General features: G+C 55.8%; 13 protein-coding genes. 6 read left to right on the top strand and 7 right to left on the bottom strand.

Annotated elements, in window-relative coordinates:
- Nucleotides 1-67 precede the first annotated feature (67 nt).
- Both GJ746_RS24045 and GJ746_RS24040 read left to right on the top strand, forming a co-directional pair.
- A complete protein-coding gene (locus GJ746_RS24045; protein ID WP_154682412.1) occupies nucleotides 68-1,354 on the top strand; it encodes a dicarboxylate/amino acid:cation symporter in 1,287 nt (428 codons plus the stop codon).
- A gap of 219 nt (nucleotides 1,355-1,573) precedes the next feature.
- On the top strand, nucleotides 1,574-3,079 hold the full coding sequence (locus GJ746_RS24040) for a M16 family metallopeptidase (protein WP_154682411.1): 1,506 nt from the start codon (nucleotides 1,574-1,576) through the stop codon (nucleotides 3,077-3,079).
- 193 nt (nucleotides 3,080-3,272) lie between these two features.
- On the opposite strand, the gene GJ746_RS24035 is transcribed toward GJ746_RS24040, so the two are convergent.
- The gene (locus tag GJ746_RS24035; protein ID WP_154682410.1) at nucleotides 3,273-4,202 is read right to left on the bottom strand and encodes a sugar kinase; all 930 of its coding nucleotides are present in this window, start codon (nucleotides 4,200-4,202) and stop codon (nucleotides 3,273-3,275) included.
- Nucleotides 4,203-4,397: 195 nt separating this feature from the next.
- Here GJ746_RS24035 and GJ746_RS24030 point away from each other — a divergent pair, with 195 nt between their 5' ends.
- The gene (locus tag GJ746_RS24030) at nucleotides 4,398-6,449 is read left to right on the top strand and encodes an AsmA family protein (RefSeq protein WP_154682409.1); all 2,052 of its coding nucleotides are present in this window, start codon (nucleotides 4,398-4,400) and stop codon (nucleotides 6,447-6,449) included.
- A gap of 49 nt (nucleotides 6,450-6,498) precedes the next feature.
- Here the strand turns inward: GJ746_RS24030 and GJ746_RS24025 are convergent, their stop codons facing one another.
- The 3 genes from GJ746_RS24025 to GJ746_RS24015 form a co-directional block, all read right to left on the bottom strand.
- Nucleotides 6,499-7,821, bottom strand: coding sequence for an MFS transporter (locus GJ746_RS24025; RefSeq protein ID WP_154682408.1), 1,323 nt, complete (start codon nucleotides 7,819-7,821; stop codon nucleotides 6,499-6,501).
- A 270-nt stretch (nucleotides 7,822-8,091) separates the two neighbouring features.
- Nucleotides 8,092-9,123: an inner membrane protein YhjD gene (yhjD, locus tag GJ746_RS24020; protein WP_154682407.1), complete on the bottom strand. Its 1,032-nt coding sequence runs from the start codon at nucleotides 9,121-9,123 to the stop codon at nucleotides 8,092-8,094.
- Nucleotides 9,124-9,392: 269 nt separating this feature from the next.
- Nucleotides 9,393-10,292 (bottom strand): LysR family transcriptional regulator, encoded by a 900-nt coding sequence (locus tag GJ746_RS24015; protein WP_154682406.1) that lies wholly within the window; start codon nucleotides 10,290-10,292, stop codon nucleotides 9,393-9,395.
- 119 nt (nucleotides 10,293-10,411) lie between these two features.
- Between GJ746_RS24015 and GJ746_RS24010 the strand changes: the two genes are divergently transcribed.
- Complete coding sequence (locus GJ746_RS24010) at nucleotides 10,412-11,170, top strand: SDR family NAD(P)-dependent oxidoreductase (protein ID WP_154682405.1); 759 nt, start codon at nucleotides 10,412-10,414, stop codon at nucleotides 11,168-11,170.
- A gap of 295 nt (nucleotides 11,171-11,465) precedes the next feature.
- Nucleotides 11,466-12,074 carry a response regulator transcription factor gene (locus tag GJ746_RS24005; RefSeq protein WP_154682404.1) on the top strand — a complete coding sequence of 203 codons (609 nt, stop codon included), beginning with the start codon at nucleotides 11,466-11,468 and terminating at the stop codon, nucleotides 12,072-12,074.
- A 145-nt stretch (nucleotides 12,075-12,219) separates the two neighbouring features.
- On the opposite strand, the gene GJ746_RS24000 is transcribed toward GJ746_RS24005, so the two are convergent.
- From GJ746_RS24000 to GJ746_RS23990, 3 genes are all read right to left on the bottom strand, one after another.
- A complete protein-coding gene (locus GJ746_RS24000; RefSeq protein ID WP_154682403.1) occupies nucleotides 12,220-12,756 on the bottom strand; it encodes a GNAT family N-acetyltransferase in 537 nt (178 codons plus the stop codon).
- 69 nt (nucleotides 12,757-12,825) lie between these two features.
- Nucleotides 12,826-14,478 carry an alpha,alpha-trehalase gene (locus GJ746_RS23995; RefSeq protein WP_154682402.1) on the bottom strand — a complete coding sequence of 551 codons (1,653 nt, stop codon included), beginning with the start codon at nucleotides 14,476-14,478 and terminating at the stop codon, nucleotides 12,826-12,828.
- A 266-nt stretch (nucleotides 14,479-14,744) separates the two neighbouring features.
- A complete protein-coding gene (locus tag GJ746_RS23990) occupies nucleotides 14,745-15,893 on the bottom strand; it encodes an iron-containing alcohol dehydrogenase (protein WP_154682401.1) in 1,149 nt (382 codons plus the stop codon).
- A gap of 120 nt (nucleotides 15,894-16,013) precedes the next feature.
- Here GJ746_RS23990 and GJ746_RS23985 point away from each other — a divergent pair, with 120 nt between their 5' ends.
- Nucleotides 16,014-16,637, top strand: coding sequence for a glutathione S-transferase family protein (locus GJ746_RS23985; RefSeq protein ID WP_154682400.1), 624 nt, complete (start codon nucleotides 16,014-16,016; stop codon nucleotides 16,635-16,637).
- The last annotated feature ends 57 nt before the right edge of the window (nucleotides 16,638-16,694 follow it).

Genomic DNA, 16,694 nt, shown 5'->3' with positions numbered 1-16,694 from the left:
GGGTGTTATTTTTAAGCCACGGATGCAATATCCCTTCGCAGTCTGTGGTTATCTCCAAAGGACACCTATGAAAATCTCTATATTTAAAAGCCTCTATGTCCAGGTTCTATCGGCCATAGCGATTGGTATTCTGCTGGGCCATTTTTACCCTGAACTCGGCGCGCAGATGAAACCACTCGGCGATGCCTTCGTTAAGCTGATTAAAATGATTATTGCACCGGTTATCTTCTGTACCGTCGTTACGGGGATTGCCGGCATGGAAAGTATGAAGGCCGTCGGTCGTACCGGTGCGGTGGCGCTACTCTATTTTGAGATTGTTAGTACTATCGCGCTAATCATCGGTTTAATTATTGTTAACCTGGTGCAACCCGGCGCGGGAATGAACGTTGACCCGGCAACCCTCGACGCGCACGCCGTGGCGGTTTATGCCGAACAGGCTAAAGAGCAGGGGATTGTGGCGTTTTTGCTCGATATTATCCCCGGTAGCGTGATTGGCGCTTTTGCCAGCGGCAACATCCTTCAGGTACTGATGTTCGCGGTACTGTTTGGTTTTGCCCTGCATCGCCTGGGCAGCAAAGGCCAGCTGATTTTTAACGTCATCGAAAGCTTCTCGCAGGTGATCTTCGGCATCATCAATATGATTATGCGCCTGGCGCCGATTGGTGCTTTCGGGGCAATGGCCTTTACTATCGGTAAATACGGCGTCGGGACGCTGGTGCAGCTTGGTCAGCTGATCGTCTGTTTCTACATTACCTGTATCCTGTTTGTGGTCGTCGTACTTGGGTCAATCGCCAAAGCTACCGGCTTCAGCATCTTTAAGTTCATCCGCTATATCCGCGAAGAGCTGCTGATCGTGCTGGGGACCTCTTCATCCGAGTCGGCGCTGCCGCGTATGCTCGATAAGATGGAAAAGCTGGGCTGCCGTAAGTCAGTCGTAGGATTGGTGATCCCGACGGGGTACTCGTTTAACCTCGATGGCACCTCTATATATCTGACGATGGCGGCGGTTTTTATCGCCCAGGCAACCAACAGCCATATGGATATTTTCCATCAGATAACCCTGCTGGTAGTGCTGCTGCTCTCTTCGAAAGGGGCGGCGGGCGTGACGGGAAGCGGCTTTATCGTTCTTGCGGCGACGATTTCCGCCGTTGGCCATTTGCCGGTCGCCGGTCTGGCGTTAATCCTGGGTATCGATCGCTTTATGTCCGAGGCGCGCGCGCTGACCAACCTGGTGGGTAACGGCGTTGCGACCATCGTGGTTGCTAAATGGGTGAAAGAACTGGACTCCAAACAGCTGGATGATGTTCTTAATAATCGTACTCCAGCAGGCAATTCGCACGAATTATCCTCATAAATCCATCTGTTAGGCCCGTTGTCCTTGCTGGACTACGGGCTCCTGCGCATAATTAGGGGTCACTGTCGTTTGAGCGGCAGTGACCCTAAATGATTATTTCACGTCAACATGTGACATTTTCATCTCCGTGTGGTCTAACCGACGTAATTAACTCACCATATTTTCGGCGGCCCTCCCGTGGGCCGCTGTTGTAACCAGGATTGTTCATCAGGGGTTCACATGCAGGGCACAAAAATTCGACTCTTAACCGGTGGTTTGCTGATGATGGCGACGGTTGGTTATGTGCAGGCAGAAGCGCTCCAGCCGGACCCGGCCTGGCAACAGGGAACGTTAGCGAACGGGTTTCAGTGGCAGGTATTAGCCACCCCCCAGCGCCCCAGCGATCGTATCGAAGTTCGCCTGTCCGTGAATATTGGCTCGCTGAGCGAAAGTACTCAGCAGAGCGGCTTTAGCCACTTTCTCCCGCGTCTCGCGCTGACGCAAAACGGCGGCCTCCCGACCATGCAGGCCCGCTCTCTGTGGCAGCAGAGTATTGACCCGAAGCGTCCTCTGCCGCCCGCCATTGTCTCTTATGACTACAGTTTATTTAATCTGAGCTTACCGAATAACCGTAACGATCTGCTAAAAGAAGCCCTGAGCTGGCTGGCGAATAACAGCGGTAACATGACTATCACTCCGGAAACGGTCAGCCACGCGCTGAAAGGCGAAGACATGGTGGCGACCTGGCCTGTGGATACCAAAGAAGGCTGGTGGCGCTATCGGCTGAAAGGGTCCACCATGCTTGGACACGATCCGGCAGCTTCGCTGAAGCAACCGGTTGATATTGCTCAGCTAAAAGAATATTACCAGAAGTGGTACACGCCGGATGCGATGACCCTGATAGTGGTCGGCAACGTTGACAGCCGCAGCATCGCCGAGCAAATCAACAAAACCTTCGGTGGCCTGAAGGGCAAACGCGAAACCCCGGTGGCGGTTCCTACGCTGTCGCCGCTGCCGACGGCGCCGGTCAGTATTATGACCGATGCGGTGCGCCAGGATAAGCTATCGCTGATGTGGGATGCGCCGTGGCAGCCTATCCGCGACTCGGTAGCCCTTCAGCGCTACTGGCGTGACGATCTCGCCCGAGAAGCGCTGTTCTGGCACGTTCAGCAGAATCTGAGCAAAAGTAACATCAAGGATATCGGCCTTGGCTTCGACTGTCGGGTGCTCTACCAGCGCGCTCAGTGCGCTATCAATGTTGAATCCCCGGGCGAGCGTCTGAACGCCAACCTGGCAACGGTGGCGCGTGAGCTGGCGAAAGTGCGCGATAACGGCCTGCCGCAGGATGAGTTTGATGCCCTGATCGCGCAGAAAAACCTGGAGCTACAGAAGCTGTTCGCTACCTATGCGCGCACCGATACGTACATTCTGATTAGCCAGAGGATGCGTTCGTTGCAAAATCAGGTGGTGGATATCGCCCCGGAGCAGTATCAAAAGCTGCGCCAGGAGTTTCTGAACTCGCTGACGGTCGACATGCTGAACCAGTATCTGCGTCAGCAGCTGTCGCAGGATATGGCGCTGGTGTTGCAGCAGCCGCAGGGCGAGCCGGAATACAATATGAAGGATCTCCAGGCGACGTGGGAGAAGGTGATGACGCCTGCGCCAGCGGCCGCGACGGCGGCCAGCAGTACCGGTGATGTGGCGGAAAGGCGTAATGAAGCGACGGATATTCCGCCAGCGCAATAAACAAAAACCGGATAGCGCGGCTATCCGGTGAGGTTATGGTTAAGTATTGCTCGGGGTTAGCCCGGTGATTTTCCCGGAGGCGGCGCTGGCGAGCCTTCTCCGGTCTACCGGCCCGCAGATGGCGGTAAACCCGTAGCCCGGCTAAGCGCAGCGCAAGCCGGGATTCACTCCGGCGGGCGTAACTCCATCGAAATTACTGCGGCATCGCCTCGCGCGGAATAATTGCGCCGCGATACTGGATTACCGTGCTGGCGGTCAGGTGGCCGCGTTTTGCCGCAGCTTCGGCATCGCCGCCGGTCAGGCGCACGGCCAGGTAGCCCGCGCTGAATGAATCGCCCGCTGCAGTCGTATCCACGACTTTTTCTTTTGGCAGCTTCACGGCCGGGATTTCCAGCTGCGGCTGTCCGGCAATCGCCACCAGGCAGGAGTCTGCGCCGCGCTTGACCACCACTTCTTCAACGCCCGCGGCGTGCGTGCGGGCAATCACTTCCTCAACTGGCTTCTCGCCCCACAGCGCATCTTCATCGTCGAGTGTAAGGAACGCGATATCGGTGCAGCTCAGCATCTGCTGATAAACCCGCTGCGTCTCTTCTTTGCTGCTCCACAGGCGCGGGCGATAGTTGTTATCAAAGATAACCTTGCCGCCGTTTGCCCGGCATTCCCTCAACAGAGTCAGTAGTTTCTCACGGCTGGTTGGGCTCAGGATCGCCAGGCTAATACCGCTGAGATAAAGATAGTCAAAGGTCGCCAGCTCTTCGCAAATGGCCGCAGACCGCTCGCTCTCCAGCCAGAACTTCGCCGCGGCTTCATTACGCCAGTAGTAGAAGGTACGCTCGCCGGTCTCGTCGGTTTCGATGTAGTACAGGCCCGGTAAACGGTCGGCCATGCGCTGAATCAGGTCTGTCTGAACGTTTTCGCCTTGCCAGGATTCGAGCATTTGCTGGCTGAACGTATCCGTTCCTAACGCGGTAACGTAGTGCACGCTAAGAGCGCTGGTATCGGCCTGGCGGGCAATGTAGACGGAAGTGTTTAAGGTATCGCCGCCGAAGCCGCGATTTACCGCCGCGTCTTTTTCTGACAGCTCAATCATGCATTCGCCAATGACGGCAATTTTCTTAGACATAGTGGTGACCTGAAATGAAATCAATATTAACCCTAGTGTGCGCCGGGCCGCTTTTATGGTCAATGATATTAAAACAACGTTCCATTATTTTTTTGACCTGAGGCGGATTATGTGACGAAAACCTCATTCGGCGGAGCACCCGGCGTTTCTCAACTATATTCAGGACTGACGAGATGCTAAAGGAGTGCAGAAGGGATGAGCAGAACCCGTAAAACCGTAGCTATTGTTGCTGGAACGATAGTGTTACTGATTGTGGTGTTTTTTATCGTGCTGGCGACCTTTGACTGGAACCGCCTGAAGCCGACGATTAACCAAAAAGTTTCGGCCGAGCTAAACCGCCCGTTTGCTATTCGTGGCGATCTGGGCGTCGTCTGGGAACGCCAGCCCGGCGAAAGCGGCTGGCGCAGCTGGATACCCTGGCCGCACGTTCACGCCGAAGATATTGTCCTCGGCAACCCTCCTGATATCCCGCAGGTAACCATGGTCCACCTGCCGCGCGTCGAGGCGACGCTCGCTCCGCTGGCGCTGCTCAGCAAAACGGTCTACCTGCCGTGGATAAAGCTTGAACAGCCTGACGCGCGATTGATTCGTTTGTCGGAGAAGACCAACAACTGGACTTTCGACCTCGCTTCGAGCAACCCAGAGGAGAAAACTGCGCAGCCTTCCAGCTGGTCTTTCCGTCTCGACAATATTCTGTTTGATCGCGGCAAGATTGCTATCGATGACAAAGTGACGCGCGCTGATGTGACAATTTTGGTCGATCCGCTCGGTAAGCCGCTGGCGTTTAGCGAAGTGACCGGCGTGAAGGGCAAGGGGCAGGCGCAGAAAGTGGGGGATTATGTTTTTGGCCTGCAGGCGAAAGGGAGCTACAACGGCCAGTCGCTCTCCGGGAGCGGAAAAATCGGCGGCATGCTGGCGCTGCGCAGCGAAGGTACGCCGTTCCCGCTGCAGGGAGATTTTCGTTCCGGCAATACCCGGGTTGCTTTTACCGGTACGGTTAACGACCCGCTTAACCTTGGCGGCGTCGATCTACGCCTCAAGTTTTCCGGAGACTCGCTGGGCGATCTGTACGATCTGACCGGCGTGCTGTTGCCGGATACCCCGGCATTTTCGACCGACGGCCATCTGCGGGCCACGTTCAAGGATAAGGCCGGATCACGCTTCAGCTATCAGGATTTTAATGGCCGCATCGGTGAGAGCGATATCCACGGCTCGCTGACCTACACCACCGGTAAACCCCGGCCTAAGCTCGAAGGCGATATGGAGTCCAGACAGCTAAGACTGGCGGATTTAGGGCCGTTAATCGGCGTCGACTCAGGCGGAAAAGGAAGCCAGACCGAACGACGCAAAGGGGAGTCCTCCCCGCAGCCCGCGGGAAAAGTACTGCCTTATGACCGCTTTGAAACCGACAAGTGGCAGGTGATGGATGCCGATGTACGTTTTAAAGGGCGGCGCATTGAACACGGCGGCACGCTGCCCATCAGCGACCTCTCCACCCACGTGATACTTGAGCGAGGCGACCTGCGTCTGCAGCCGCTGCGTCTGGGGCTGGCCAACGGCACCATTGCCGGCAGCATTCATCTTGAGGGGGATAAAAAACCGCTGCAGGGGACGGCAAACCTGCAGGCGCGCCGTCTGAAGCTGAAAGCGCTGATGCCAGACGTAGAGATGATGCAGAAAACGCTCGGTGAGATGAACGGCGATGTGCAGCTTCGCGGTACCGGTAACTCCGTCGCCGCTCTGCTGGGCAACAGCAACGGCAATCTGAAGCTGCTGATGAACGACGGCCTTATCAGCCGTAACCTGATGGAAATCCTTGGTCTGAACGTCGGGAACTATATCATCGGGCAGATATTTGGCGATGACGAGGTGCGGGTGAACTGCGCGGCGGCAAATATCGACGTGGTTAACGGCGTCGCCAGGCCGCAGGTGTTTGCTTTTGATACGGAAAATGCGCTGATCAACGTTACCGGCACCGCCAGCTTCGCGTCGGAGCAGCTGGATTTGACAATCGATCCGGAAAGTAAGGGTTTTCGCATTATCACTCTGCGTTCGCCGCTGTACGTGCGCGGCAGCTTTAAGTCGCCGAACGCTGGCGTGAAGGCGGGACCGCTTATTGCGCGCGGCGCGGTGGCGGCAGCGCTGGCGACGCTGGTGACGCCGGCCGCAGCGCTGCTGGCGCTGATATCACCTGCCGAAGGCGAGGCGAATCAGTGCCGGGCAATATTGTCGCAGATGAAAAAATAGTCGGGAAGAGGTCTCCCCTGGCCGGATGGCCAGGGGAGATTGCGGAGTATTACAGCGACTGATGGCGCGTTTCGTGAGTAAGCAGCAGCGCAATCATCGTCAGCCCTGCCATGGCGGCGAGGTAGAGACCAACCGCAGGCAAGCCGTAGTTACCCTGCAGCCAGGCGGCGATATACGGCGCCACGGAAGCGCCGAGGATCGACGAGACGTTGTAGGAGAACGATGCGCCGGTGTAGCGAACTTCGGTCGGGAACAGCTCCGGCAGCAGCGCGCCCATTGGGCCAAAGGTCAGCCCCATCAGGCTCAGGCCAATCAGCAGGAAGGCAAAGACCAGCAGCGGATTACCGGAACCGAGCAGAGGTTTAAAGGCAAACAGCGCAAAGAGGATAATCAGGGTCGTGATAACGACCATGCTCTTACGACGACCGAAGGCATCCGCCAGCAGACCAGCAACCGGCACCATCACGCCAAAACCAATGACCGCCATCATTAGCATCCACAGCACTTCGTTGCGCGGCATGCCGAGGCCAACCGGCGCGGCGGCGGTGCTGAAGGTCATGGAGTAGACGGTCATGATGTAAAACAGCGTGTAGGTCGCCAGCATGATAAAGGTGCCGAGCACGGTAACGCGAACGTGTTTGGTCAGCAGCGTACCTAACGGGATTTTCACCTGCTTCTTCGCGGCGGCAACCTTAGCGAACACCGGCGATTCATGCAGTGAAACGCGAACGTACAGGCCAATAATGACCAGCACGGCGGAGAAGATAAACGGCAGGCGCCAGCCCCATTCCATAAACTGCTGGTCGGTCAGCAGCCAGGAAAGCAGCAGGAAGGTGCCGTTGGCGAAGAAAAAGCCAATGGGTGCGCCCAGCTGTGGAAAAGAGCCATACAGCGCGCGTTTGCGCGGCGGGGCGTTTTCCGTCGCCAGCAGCGCTGCACCTCCCCACTCACCGCCAAGGCCGAGCCCCTGGCCGAAGCGCGCCAGCGCCAGCAGCACCGGAGCCATAATCCCGATAGTCTCATAGCCAGGCAGCAGGCCGATAACCACGGTGGAGATGCCCATAGTCAGCAGCGATGCTACCAGGGTCGCTTTACGACCTACGCGGTCACCGAAGTGGCCGAATACTGCGGAGCCGATAGGGCGGGCAATAAAGGCGATAGCGAAGGTCGCCAGCGATTGTAGCGTCGCGGCAGCAGGATCGCCCTGGGGGAAGAAAATGTGCGGAAATACGATAACCGCCGCGGTGGCATAGATATAGAAGTCGAAGAACTCAATGGCGGTACCAATGAGTGAGGCGACGACGACTTTATTGCGTGAGTTAACCGGTACGGTTTCCTGCGCGTTGTCGAGTGTGGTGGCTGTGGCTTGCATAGATCTTTCTTATTTTTTGCGAACGAAAGGCCATATAGCCACAGCCTTGGGGACATTTCAATCTGTAACAAGGGGAGGTAAAGGCTAAAAAACAGGCAAAAAGTGAATAATTTCTGTGCCGGAAGAATAACTTCTATGAAATGCTTCACATAATTAAAATAATGGAAGATAAAACCAGATTTAGGTTAAATAAAAGTTACATGTTGGATTTATATGCTGAAATGCCCGGTTGGGCTGAATATTGCGTCTTTTATTCAGCCCAATGATGGTTTAGTTGTGGGCTTTACCCGGCATCCGGCGATCGTCTTTGTATTCGGCGGTGGCAATCCACGCGGCGCAGAAAAGCGTGAGGCGGGCGAAGAAATAGAAGAAGGCCATTATGCCCAGCACCGATCCGAACGCCGCTCCGGACGGAGACTTCACCAGCGCCGGAAGCGTCCAGGTCATGATGATCTTAATTATTTCAAAGCCAACGGCTGCAATCAGGGTACCGCGAATCAGCGCCTTACGGCGCGGGCGGTGGCGCGGCAGGCGCCAGAAAATCCAGAAAAACAGCAGGTAGTTGGCGAAGATGGAAATGGCCAGGCCAATCATCCGCCACGCCGGTTTCAGCCACTCAATAGCATCGAGGTAGAGCGCCGAAATGATCATCTGCTGGGCCGAACCGGCGATTGATGTAATCGACAAGGTGATCACCAGCGCAACCAGCAGCCCAATCAGGGAGATAAAGTCGCGGAAATACTTCACCCAAATTTTCTCCTGATCCTGCGGCGTGCGTTCCCAGACGTCGCGCGACTGGGCGCGTATAGCTTCGCGCAGGTTGCCCATCCAGTTAATTCCGGAATAGAGCGCCACCAGCAGACCAACGATACCAACGGTAGTGCGCTGCTGTACGGCCGTGTTAATGGTATTTTTCAGCGTAGCCGCCAGCGTCGGATCGCTAACGTTGAGCAGGATTTTATCGAAGATGTCCTGTAGCAGCGTGGGATGCGAAGCCAGAACAAAACCGGCGGCCGCGAAAGAGACCATCAGAATTGGGATCATGGATAAAAACGAGAAGTAGGTGATGGCTGCGCCAAACTGATTACCGAGCCTGTCGTTGAAGCGCTCTGCGGCACGAATGAGGTGCGCAATAATGGGGTTACGCTGGACTTTTTCCGCCGTTCCGGTGACGCTTTTCAGCGCCTGATTGGCTTTTTTCGCCACGGCAGAATCATTTATCGCAGCCATGGTGCTTTTGTTTTTATCCGGCTGCTGGACCGGATCCTCGGCTGGGCGTTGAACGTCGTTTTCCGGCGTCATAAATTATTTCTTCCTTTTTTACAGCGATATTCATCAAAATTATATACGTAAAATCCCTGATGAGGCATTTTCGGGGCTCCAGGGGGATGAATCAGATGGTGGTTGAATCGTCACCTTCGGCAATTTTCCGGCGGCGCTTCGCTTGTATGGACGTGAAGATAAATATCAATTATTTGATATTATTGGTTTTTTATTTTTGCTAAGGCATTGGCGGCCGTCCGACAGAAAATATTGGCACTATTTCAAATACAGAATTTTCATCATTCGGACTAATCAACGTAGTTTTTCATTAGCCCGCCCAGCCACTCCATAAACAGATGTATCCGGCGCGAGAGATTGCGTCGATGCGGATAGATTAAGGAAACCGGCAGCGGTTCGGCGCGGTAGTGGGGCAGAATTTCTATCAGCTCGCCGGTGCGCAGCCTTTCACGTACGCCCACCCGCGGTACCTGAATAATCCCCAGCCCTGCCAGACACGACGCCTGATAGGTTTCGGTGCTATTAACCGTAAGCACGCCGCCGGTTTTGATCCAACGAACCGCGCCATCGCTGACCACTTCAAAACCCAGCGGACGTACGCCGAGGTTGCTTGCATAGTGGATCAGGGCATGATCGGCCAGATCGTCCAGCGACTGCGGGTAGCCGAAACGCGTCAGGTAGTGCGGGCTGGCGCAGTTAATTTGCGTCAGCTTACCCAGCGGCCGCGCGATCAGCCCGGAATCTTTCAGGGCGCCGACGCGGACCACGCAGTCAAAGCCCTCGCGGACCACATCGACCAATCTGTCGCTGCTGCTGAGCTCCAGCTCAATGCCGGGATACTGCTGGAGAAATGCCGGCAGCTGCGGAATGACCAGCTTTTTCGCTACTCCGACAGGCATGTCGACCCGTAAACGCCCGCTAATGCTGGAGGGATCAAGCTGAAACATACCGTCCAGTTCCTCAAGGTTGCTGAGCAGGTCTCTGGCGCGTTCGTAGTAGACCATACCGTCCTGAGTCAGCTGCACCCGGCGGGTTGTTCGGTGCAGCAGGCGAGCGCCAAGATGGCTCTCCAGCGCCTGAACCTGACGCGATACGCTCCCTTTCGGCAGGCCGAGGGTGTCTGCGGCACGGGAAAAACTTTCCAGTTCCGCTACCCTAATAAACAGCTGCATTGCGTGAATTTTATCCATCGCGAAGGCCTATTGTTGTTCTGAAGGAAACAGTAAAACGTAATTAGCCATATTTATTGTTTTTATAGCAGCTAATAAGCTCGTAAACCATGCAAACGTAATCATGAAGGGGTTTTCTGATGACACAACGTATCGCTTTAGTCACCGGTGGTAGCCGTGGGCTGGGAAAAAATGCCGCATTGAAGCTGGCGGCGAAGGGAACCGATATTATTCTGACCTGGCACAGCAACCAGCAGGCAGCGCTGGAAGTTGTGGCCGAAATTGAACGAACAGGCGTAAAAGCTGCAGCATTACCTTTAAACGTCGGCGATGTGGGCAGCTTTGAACATTTTGCGCAGACTGTTGCGGTACTACTTCAACAGCGCTGGAAGCGCAATACCTTCGACTACTTATTGAACAATGCCGGAATCGGGCTGAATGTTCCCTTTGCTGAAACCAGCGAAGCACAGTTTGACGAACTGCTGAATATCCAGTTTAAGGGGCCGTTTTTCCTGACCCAACGCCTGCTGCCGTTATTACAGGATGGGGGGCGGATCCTTAATGTTTCCAGCGGTCTGGCGCGTTTTGCCCTGCCGGGCTATGCGGCCTACGCTTCAATGAAAGGCGCTATGGAGGTGCTGACGCGCTATCAGGCGAAGGAGCTGGGCGCGCGCGGGATTTCGGTCAATATCATCGCTCCGGGCGCGATTGAAACGGATTTTGGCGGCGGCGTGGTGCGGGACAACGCGCAGGTTAATCAGCATATTGCCGCGCAAACGGTGCTGGGAAGAGTCGGTCTTCCGGATGATATTGGCGATGCCATCGCCGCGCTGCTCAGCGATGATCTGCGCTGGATGAACGCTCAGCGGGTAGAAGTTTCAGGCGGGATGTTCTTGTAATCCACGTTCGTCCAGAGATGACGAAGAGGCTAACGCATTTAACGCGTTAACCTCTCCGCAACGGACTTTCTCCATTTACCATTACCCGTTTTACTAAGGATTTCCTTAAGTTAAATGTAATAAATATTGTGAATGAGTAATGGCGCCAACAGGCCATGTAACTATTCATTGTTTTGATATTTAGTTAATCCTCTCTATCGGTAAAATGCGCTGACCAAACAGCGAGTTCTTTTTTCTGGCTGATATTTTCCTCCGCCCTCGTTCTATTGGCCATTTTTTTGATGGAGAGAAATCCATGCAAATCATGATGTTTGACAGGCAGCCAGTATTTATTCACGGAATGAAAGTTGGCCTGCAGCAATACATTCCTGAAGTTAATATTTTTGGCACCTGTCAGGCTGAACAGCTCTGGCTGAAGCTCTCGGCGTATCCGCAGGCGCCGATCCTTCTGGATGGTGATATGCCGAGTGAGTTTTGCTGTTGGTTATTGCAGGAGAAACAGCTGCGCTTCCCGCAATCTCAGGTTCTGCTGGTTGTCTCTGACGATAATAAGAGCTGGCTACAGCGTGCGCTGTCTTACAACGTGCGGGCCGTTATTCAACGCGAAGAAAGTTTGCAAACTTTCGCGCAGGCAATCAACAGTCTCCTGACTGGCTCGCTCTGTTTGCCGGGGGATTGGCTGATGACGATGAAACTGCGGGATAATAAATGGGTTTATTTGAGCCAGCGCCAGCGTGAGATATTGCAGCTGCTGGCAGCGGGAGACTCAAATAAAGAGATTAGCCGTACGTTAAATATTAGCGCGGGGACGGTGAAGACTCATCTTGAGTCGCTGTACCGTCGTCTGGATGTGAAAAATCGCACACAGGCGGCGAGGTTGTTTAATGACCTCAGCGTAACGTAGGCCGTTCGGGCTTTAAATTTTGCGCACGCACCGCCGCTCTCTCTGGTAGTGCAGAAGAGCGGCGGTGTCATCGGGAATAGGTATTTCTCTCTCTTTGGCTGGCCCATAGTGGAGAGAAAAGGATAAGCGCCTCTTATTGGGCAGATTATCCTGGCTGTTTGTAGTCGCGGTGCAGCAGACCAAATAACCAGTCGTTGTGCCAGCGCCCGTTGAGCCAGTAGCATTCGCGTAGCTCGCCTTCCTGATGAAAACCGACCTTTTGCAGCAGCTTTTTTGATGCCATATTGCCCGCGGTGACCGTCGCCGTGAGTCGACGGATGCCGCCCGTGGAGAACGCGTAATCGCAGAGCGCGCGCAGCGATTCGTAGCCATAACCCTTACCCTGCGCCTGGGGAGCGAAGAGAAACCCTGCTTCAGCGCTATCGACGGCGTGATGCACATATCCGGTGAGTCCCAGGGGGGCGTGGGTTTTCCGGTCGCGCACGACCAGACATAGCCAGTGGGAAGCGCCCGGCGACCAGGCGGGAAGGCGCGAATCGAAAGCCGCGCGAATTTCAGCCACCGGACGAGGATCCGCGACGTAGAGCATCACCTGAGGGTCCTGCTGCAGGGCCAGAAAAAAGGGCCAGTCATCAAGCTGCAGCGGGGAACAGCGCAGGCGCTGAGTGATAAGTTCTGGCATAGCGGGGCTTCCGGCGAAAGTCGATGCCCATGAACATAGCAGGACATCGACTTCGGGAATAGTGCGCTTTTACAATGGCTCACCGTAGAGACCAATCAGTCGACGCACGACGCCGTTGGTCCAGCCGAATCCATCCTGCAGGGGATATTCGCCGCCGCCGCCCTCAAGCGGAGTCGCGCTGGCAATATGGTACTTTTCAATCAGCTTATAGTGACGTTTGTAGAAATGGTGAACCGTTTGCAGCCAGCTGTGGGCTATCTCATCGCCCAGCGGATCCTGGCCGTACATTTTAAAGCCCTGCACCGCCATCCACTGTAACGGCGCCCAGCCGTTGGGTTTGTCCCACTGCTCGCCGCTTTCATATTCGGTCGCCATGATCCCTCCGGGAGTGAGCAGGCGGGCGCGTACCGCATCGGCAAGCCTGTCGGCCTGTTCATGGGTCGCCATACCGACATAAAGCGTGACGATGCTGGCGGCGGAGAACAGCGCCAGCTGCTCGCGGCGCCAGTCGTAATCGCGAAAACAGCCGCCTTCCTCATCCCACAGGTAGCGGGTCACCGCCGCCCGGCGGTCGTTGGCCTTCTGGCGAAAAGCGGCCTCCGTTTCCCGATCGCCCTTCAGGCCGGAGAGATTAGCGATGGTGTGCTCGAGTTTGAACAGGAAGGCGTTCAAATCAATGGGGATAAACTGGGTGGTGCGAATACTCGCCAGCCGGGTAATATCACGCAGCCAGCGGCTGGAATAGTCCCAGCCGGACTCCGCCCCGGCGCGCAGGTCTCGATAAACCTCATTCGGCGGCCGCCCGGAATGCTTCGCCGTTTCTACATCCTCCCGCCACGACTCATCGCGTGGCGTATCGCGATCGTCCCAGTAGCGGTTCAGCAGCGAGCCGTCCGGCATACGCACTACCCGGCGATAGGCCTGATTAGGGATCAGCGATTCCGCGCCATCCATCCAGAAGCTGTACTCCATCTGCAGGTGATCGAGATACCGTTTGGCGCCGCGAATGCCGTCTTCCTCAAACAGTTCGACCATCAGAGCAAAAACCGGCGGCTGCGAACGGCTGAGATAATAGGTGCGGTTGCCGTTAGGAATATGGCCGTAGATTTCGATCATCCACGCGAAGTTATCGGCCATGCATTTCAGCAGGTCTTCGCGTCCGCTTTCCGCCAGCCCCAGCATGGTGAAGTAAGAATCCCAGTAGTAGGTTTCGCTGAAACGGCCGCCGGGAACAATATACGACTGCGGCAGCGCCAGCAGCGAAGACCAGGGAATATGATCCTGCGGCTCGCGGGTCAGAACTGGCCAGAGATTATCGATATGCTCCTTCAACGATCGGTTGGGATCGGAGACGTAATCTTCGGCGCGACTATCCGGTAGCCAGAAGTGATCTTCAACGAACTGGCGTAAGTCGAATCCAGGGGTGCGCCTTACGCGACGGTAGTGAATCAAAATATCCAGCGGATCCTGTTTCGGCGCGCAGTCGGGAAAGGTTTTGCTATCGGCAAAAATGCCTGATTTCTGCACGTGAGCGAACAGTTCCAGATAGCGATCGGCAGGCGTCAGGGCATCCGAGGCGGGTAGACCTTCAATGATCTCCGGTTCGGGTTCGGCGTCTAACATTTCATCCAGCTTTAACTCATACGGATCGGCTTCGTAGCACGGATCGTCTTCGATCCGTAGCTCATCGTCATCAGCGTTGCGTAATTTCTGGCTGAACATAGTGATTCGGACCTTCGGATTTCGTCAATAGAGGATGCCGGGCGCGCCCGGCCTGTCTATTAAGCTTAGACATTCGCAGCGGGAAACGAAAAGAGAAGTGTGCGGTAGATCACGCTTTATCCTTAACGATAATTTCCGGGATAGAGCTTTAAGTCATTGAGCTACCGCTGTAAAACCGGTTTAACCGCTTCGTATTACGCTAAAAAATTCGGAGATTTCGTTTTGCAACAAAATCTAAATTTCCACGCGCGCTGCGTAATCAGCGATTATTCCCACGCCGCTTCCAGCATCTCCAGCAGCTGTTCGCTGGTTAGCGTGGCCGGGTTAGCCTTCATTGAAGATGAGCTGCTGGCGGCGAGGGCCGCCGGTTCCAGCGCAGCTCGGGGAACGCCGAGATCGCGCAGATTACCCAGACCGGCGCGCTGGCTCCACTCGCGCAGGCCCTCCCAGGCGCTGTTCGGAGCGACGTCTAACCCAACGGCTAGCCACTGGCGTACATCAGTAAAACGCTGACGAATTTTCGCGTCGCTAATCTGTGTTTCATTAAGCGCCAGACCGAAAGGGAGCAGACTGCCGCAAAGCGCGCCGTGGGCGGCATTGCTCAGCCCCCCCAGTGGGCCAGCCAGACCATGAATTACGCCAAGTCCGGCGTTGGCCAGCGCCAGCCCGCCGCACAGGCTAACCCACGCCATCTCGTCGCGGCTATCCGCACACTCTTTTTCCATCAGCGTTCTGAGCGCTTTAATACCGCGCGGGATCGCCTCCCGACAGAGAGCGTCGGTAAAAGGATTGGCGCGGGTGCACAGCCACGGCTCAATCACCTGGGTGATGGCATCCAGACCGGAGGCGAGGGTAACCGCGCGCGGCGCGCCGTCGGTGAGCGACGGGTCGACAATCGCCAGGTCCGGCAGCATGCGGTCATCGCGCAGGCTGACTTTGCGCTGCTGCTCGGGCACGTTGATCACCGCGTTCTTTGTGACTTCCGCACCGGTGCCGGCGGTGGTGGGAATGGCGACAAACGGCAGCGGGTTAGCTTCTAACACGCGCCCGCTCCCCACGACTTCCAGATAGTCGATAGCGGGTCCCTGGGCCGGAACCAGCGCCGCAATGGCTTTGCCCGCGTCAATCACCGCGCCGCCGCCGAGGCTGACGACCGCTCCGATACCTTTTTCCCGCGCCAGGCGGACGCCCCGTTCAATATCCTGCAGGCAGGGTTCATGGGCGATAGAGAGCGTGGAGACGTGCAGCTGGTGAGCGTGGAGTTCGGCTAACAAAAACTCCGCGCGTTTCAGGCTGGCACCGTGAACCAACAGGATGTGTGCGGAGCGTCCGGCGAGCCAGGGAGCGGCGCTTTGAGCAAGACCGCGCCCAAAGCGGATATTGCCCGGGGTTAAAACGTTAAAAGAGGTCAACATGTCGGATAACCTGTTCTGGAGAAAAATCCTGCAATCCACTATACACATTATCCGGGGGTATATGAGCCGCCGATGCAGTATTGTGAAACAACCATCTTTTTGATTGAGGAATTGCTGACAATGATAAAAATACTGGGCAAACGCTCATCAATTAACGTTCGTAAAGTGCTGTGGACTTGCGAAGAAGCGGGACTGGAGTACCAGCAGGAAGATTACGGCAGCGGGTTTCAATCAATTGAGACCCCGGAATTTCGCGCCCTTAACCCAAACAGCCTGGTTCCGGTACTGCTGGATGATGACTTTGTGCTGTGGGAGTCGAATAGCATCTGCCGTTACCTGGCGCGCAAAGCGGGACGAGAAGACCTGCTGCCCGTAGCGCCTCAGGCTGCCGCTGAGGTTGAGCACTGGATGGACTGGCAGGCGACGGAGTTCAATACTGCCTGGCGCTACGCTTTTATGGGGCTGGTGCGCAAGGACCCGCGTTTTCAGGATCCGACGGCTATCAAAGAGAGTATTGCCGCCTGGACCCGCTGCGTGCAGATCGTCAATGCGCAGCTTCAGCAAACCGGGGCATGGGTTGCCGGCAGCCAGTTTACGCTCGCGGATATTGTGCTTGGACTGTCGGTGCATCGCTGGAAAATGACGCCCTTCGCGCATCCGGAAATGGCTGAGGTTGAGCGCTGGTATATGGCGCTGAATCAGCGCCCGGCGTTCAAACGCCACGGCAATAATGGCGTAGCGTAGCGATAAAAAAAGAAGCTCCGGAGAGCTTCTTTTTAACAGCAGGCCATCGCTGACAAA

It is taken from the genome of Klebsiella oxytoca (genome assembly GCF_009707385.1).
Lineage (GTDB): Bacteria > Pseudomonadota > Gammaproteobacteria > Enterobacterales > Enterobacteriaceae > Klebsiella > Klebsiella oxytoca_C.
The sequence above is the reverse complement of the archived record's forward strand: the minus strand, read 5'-3'. Positions and strand labels throughout refer to the sequence as shown.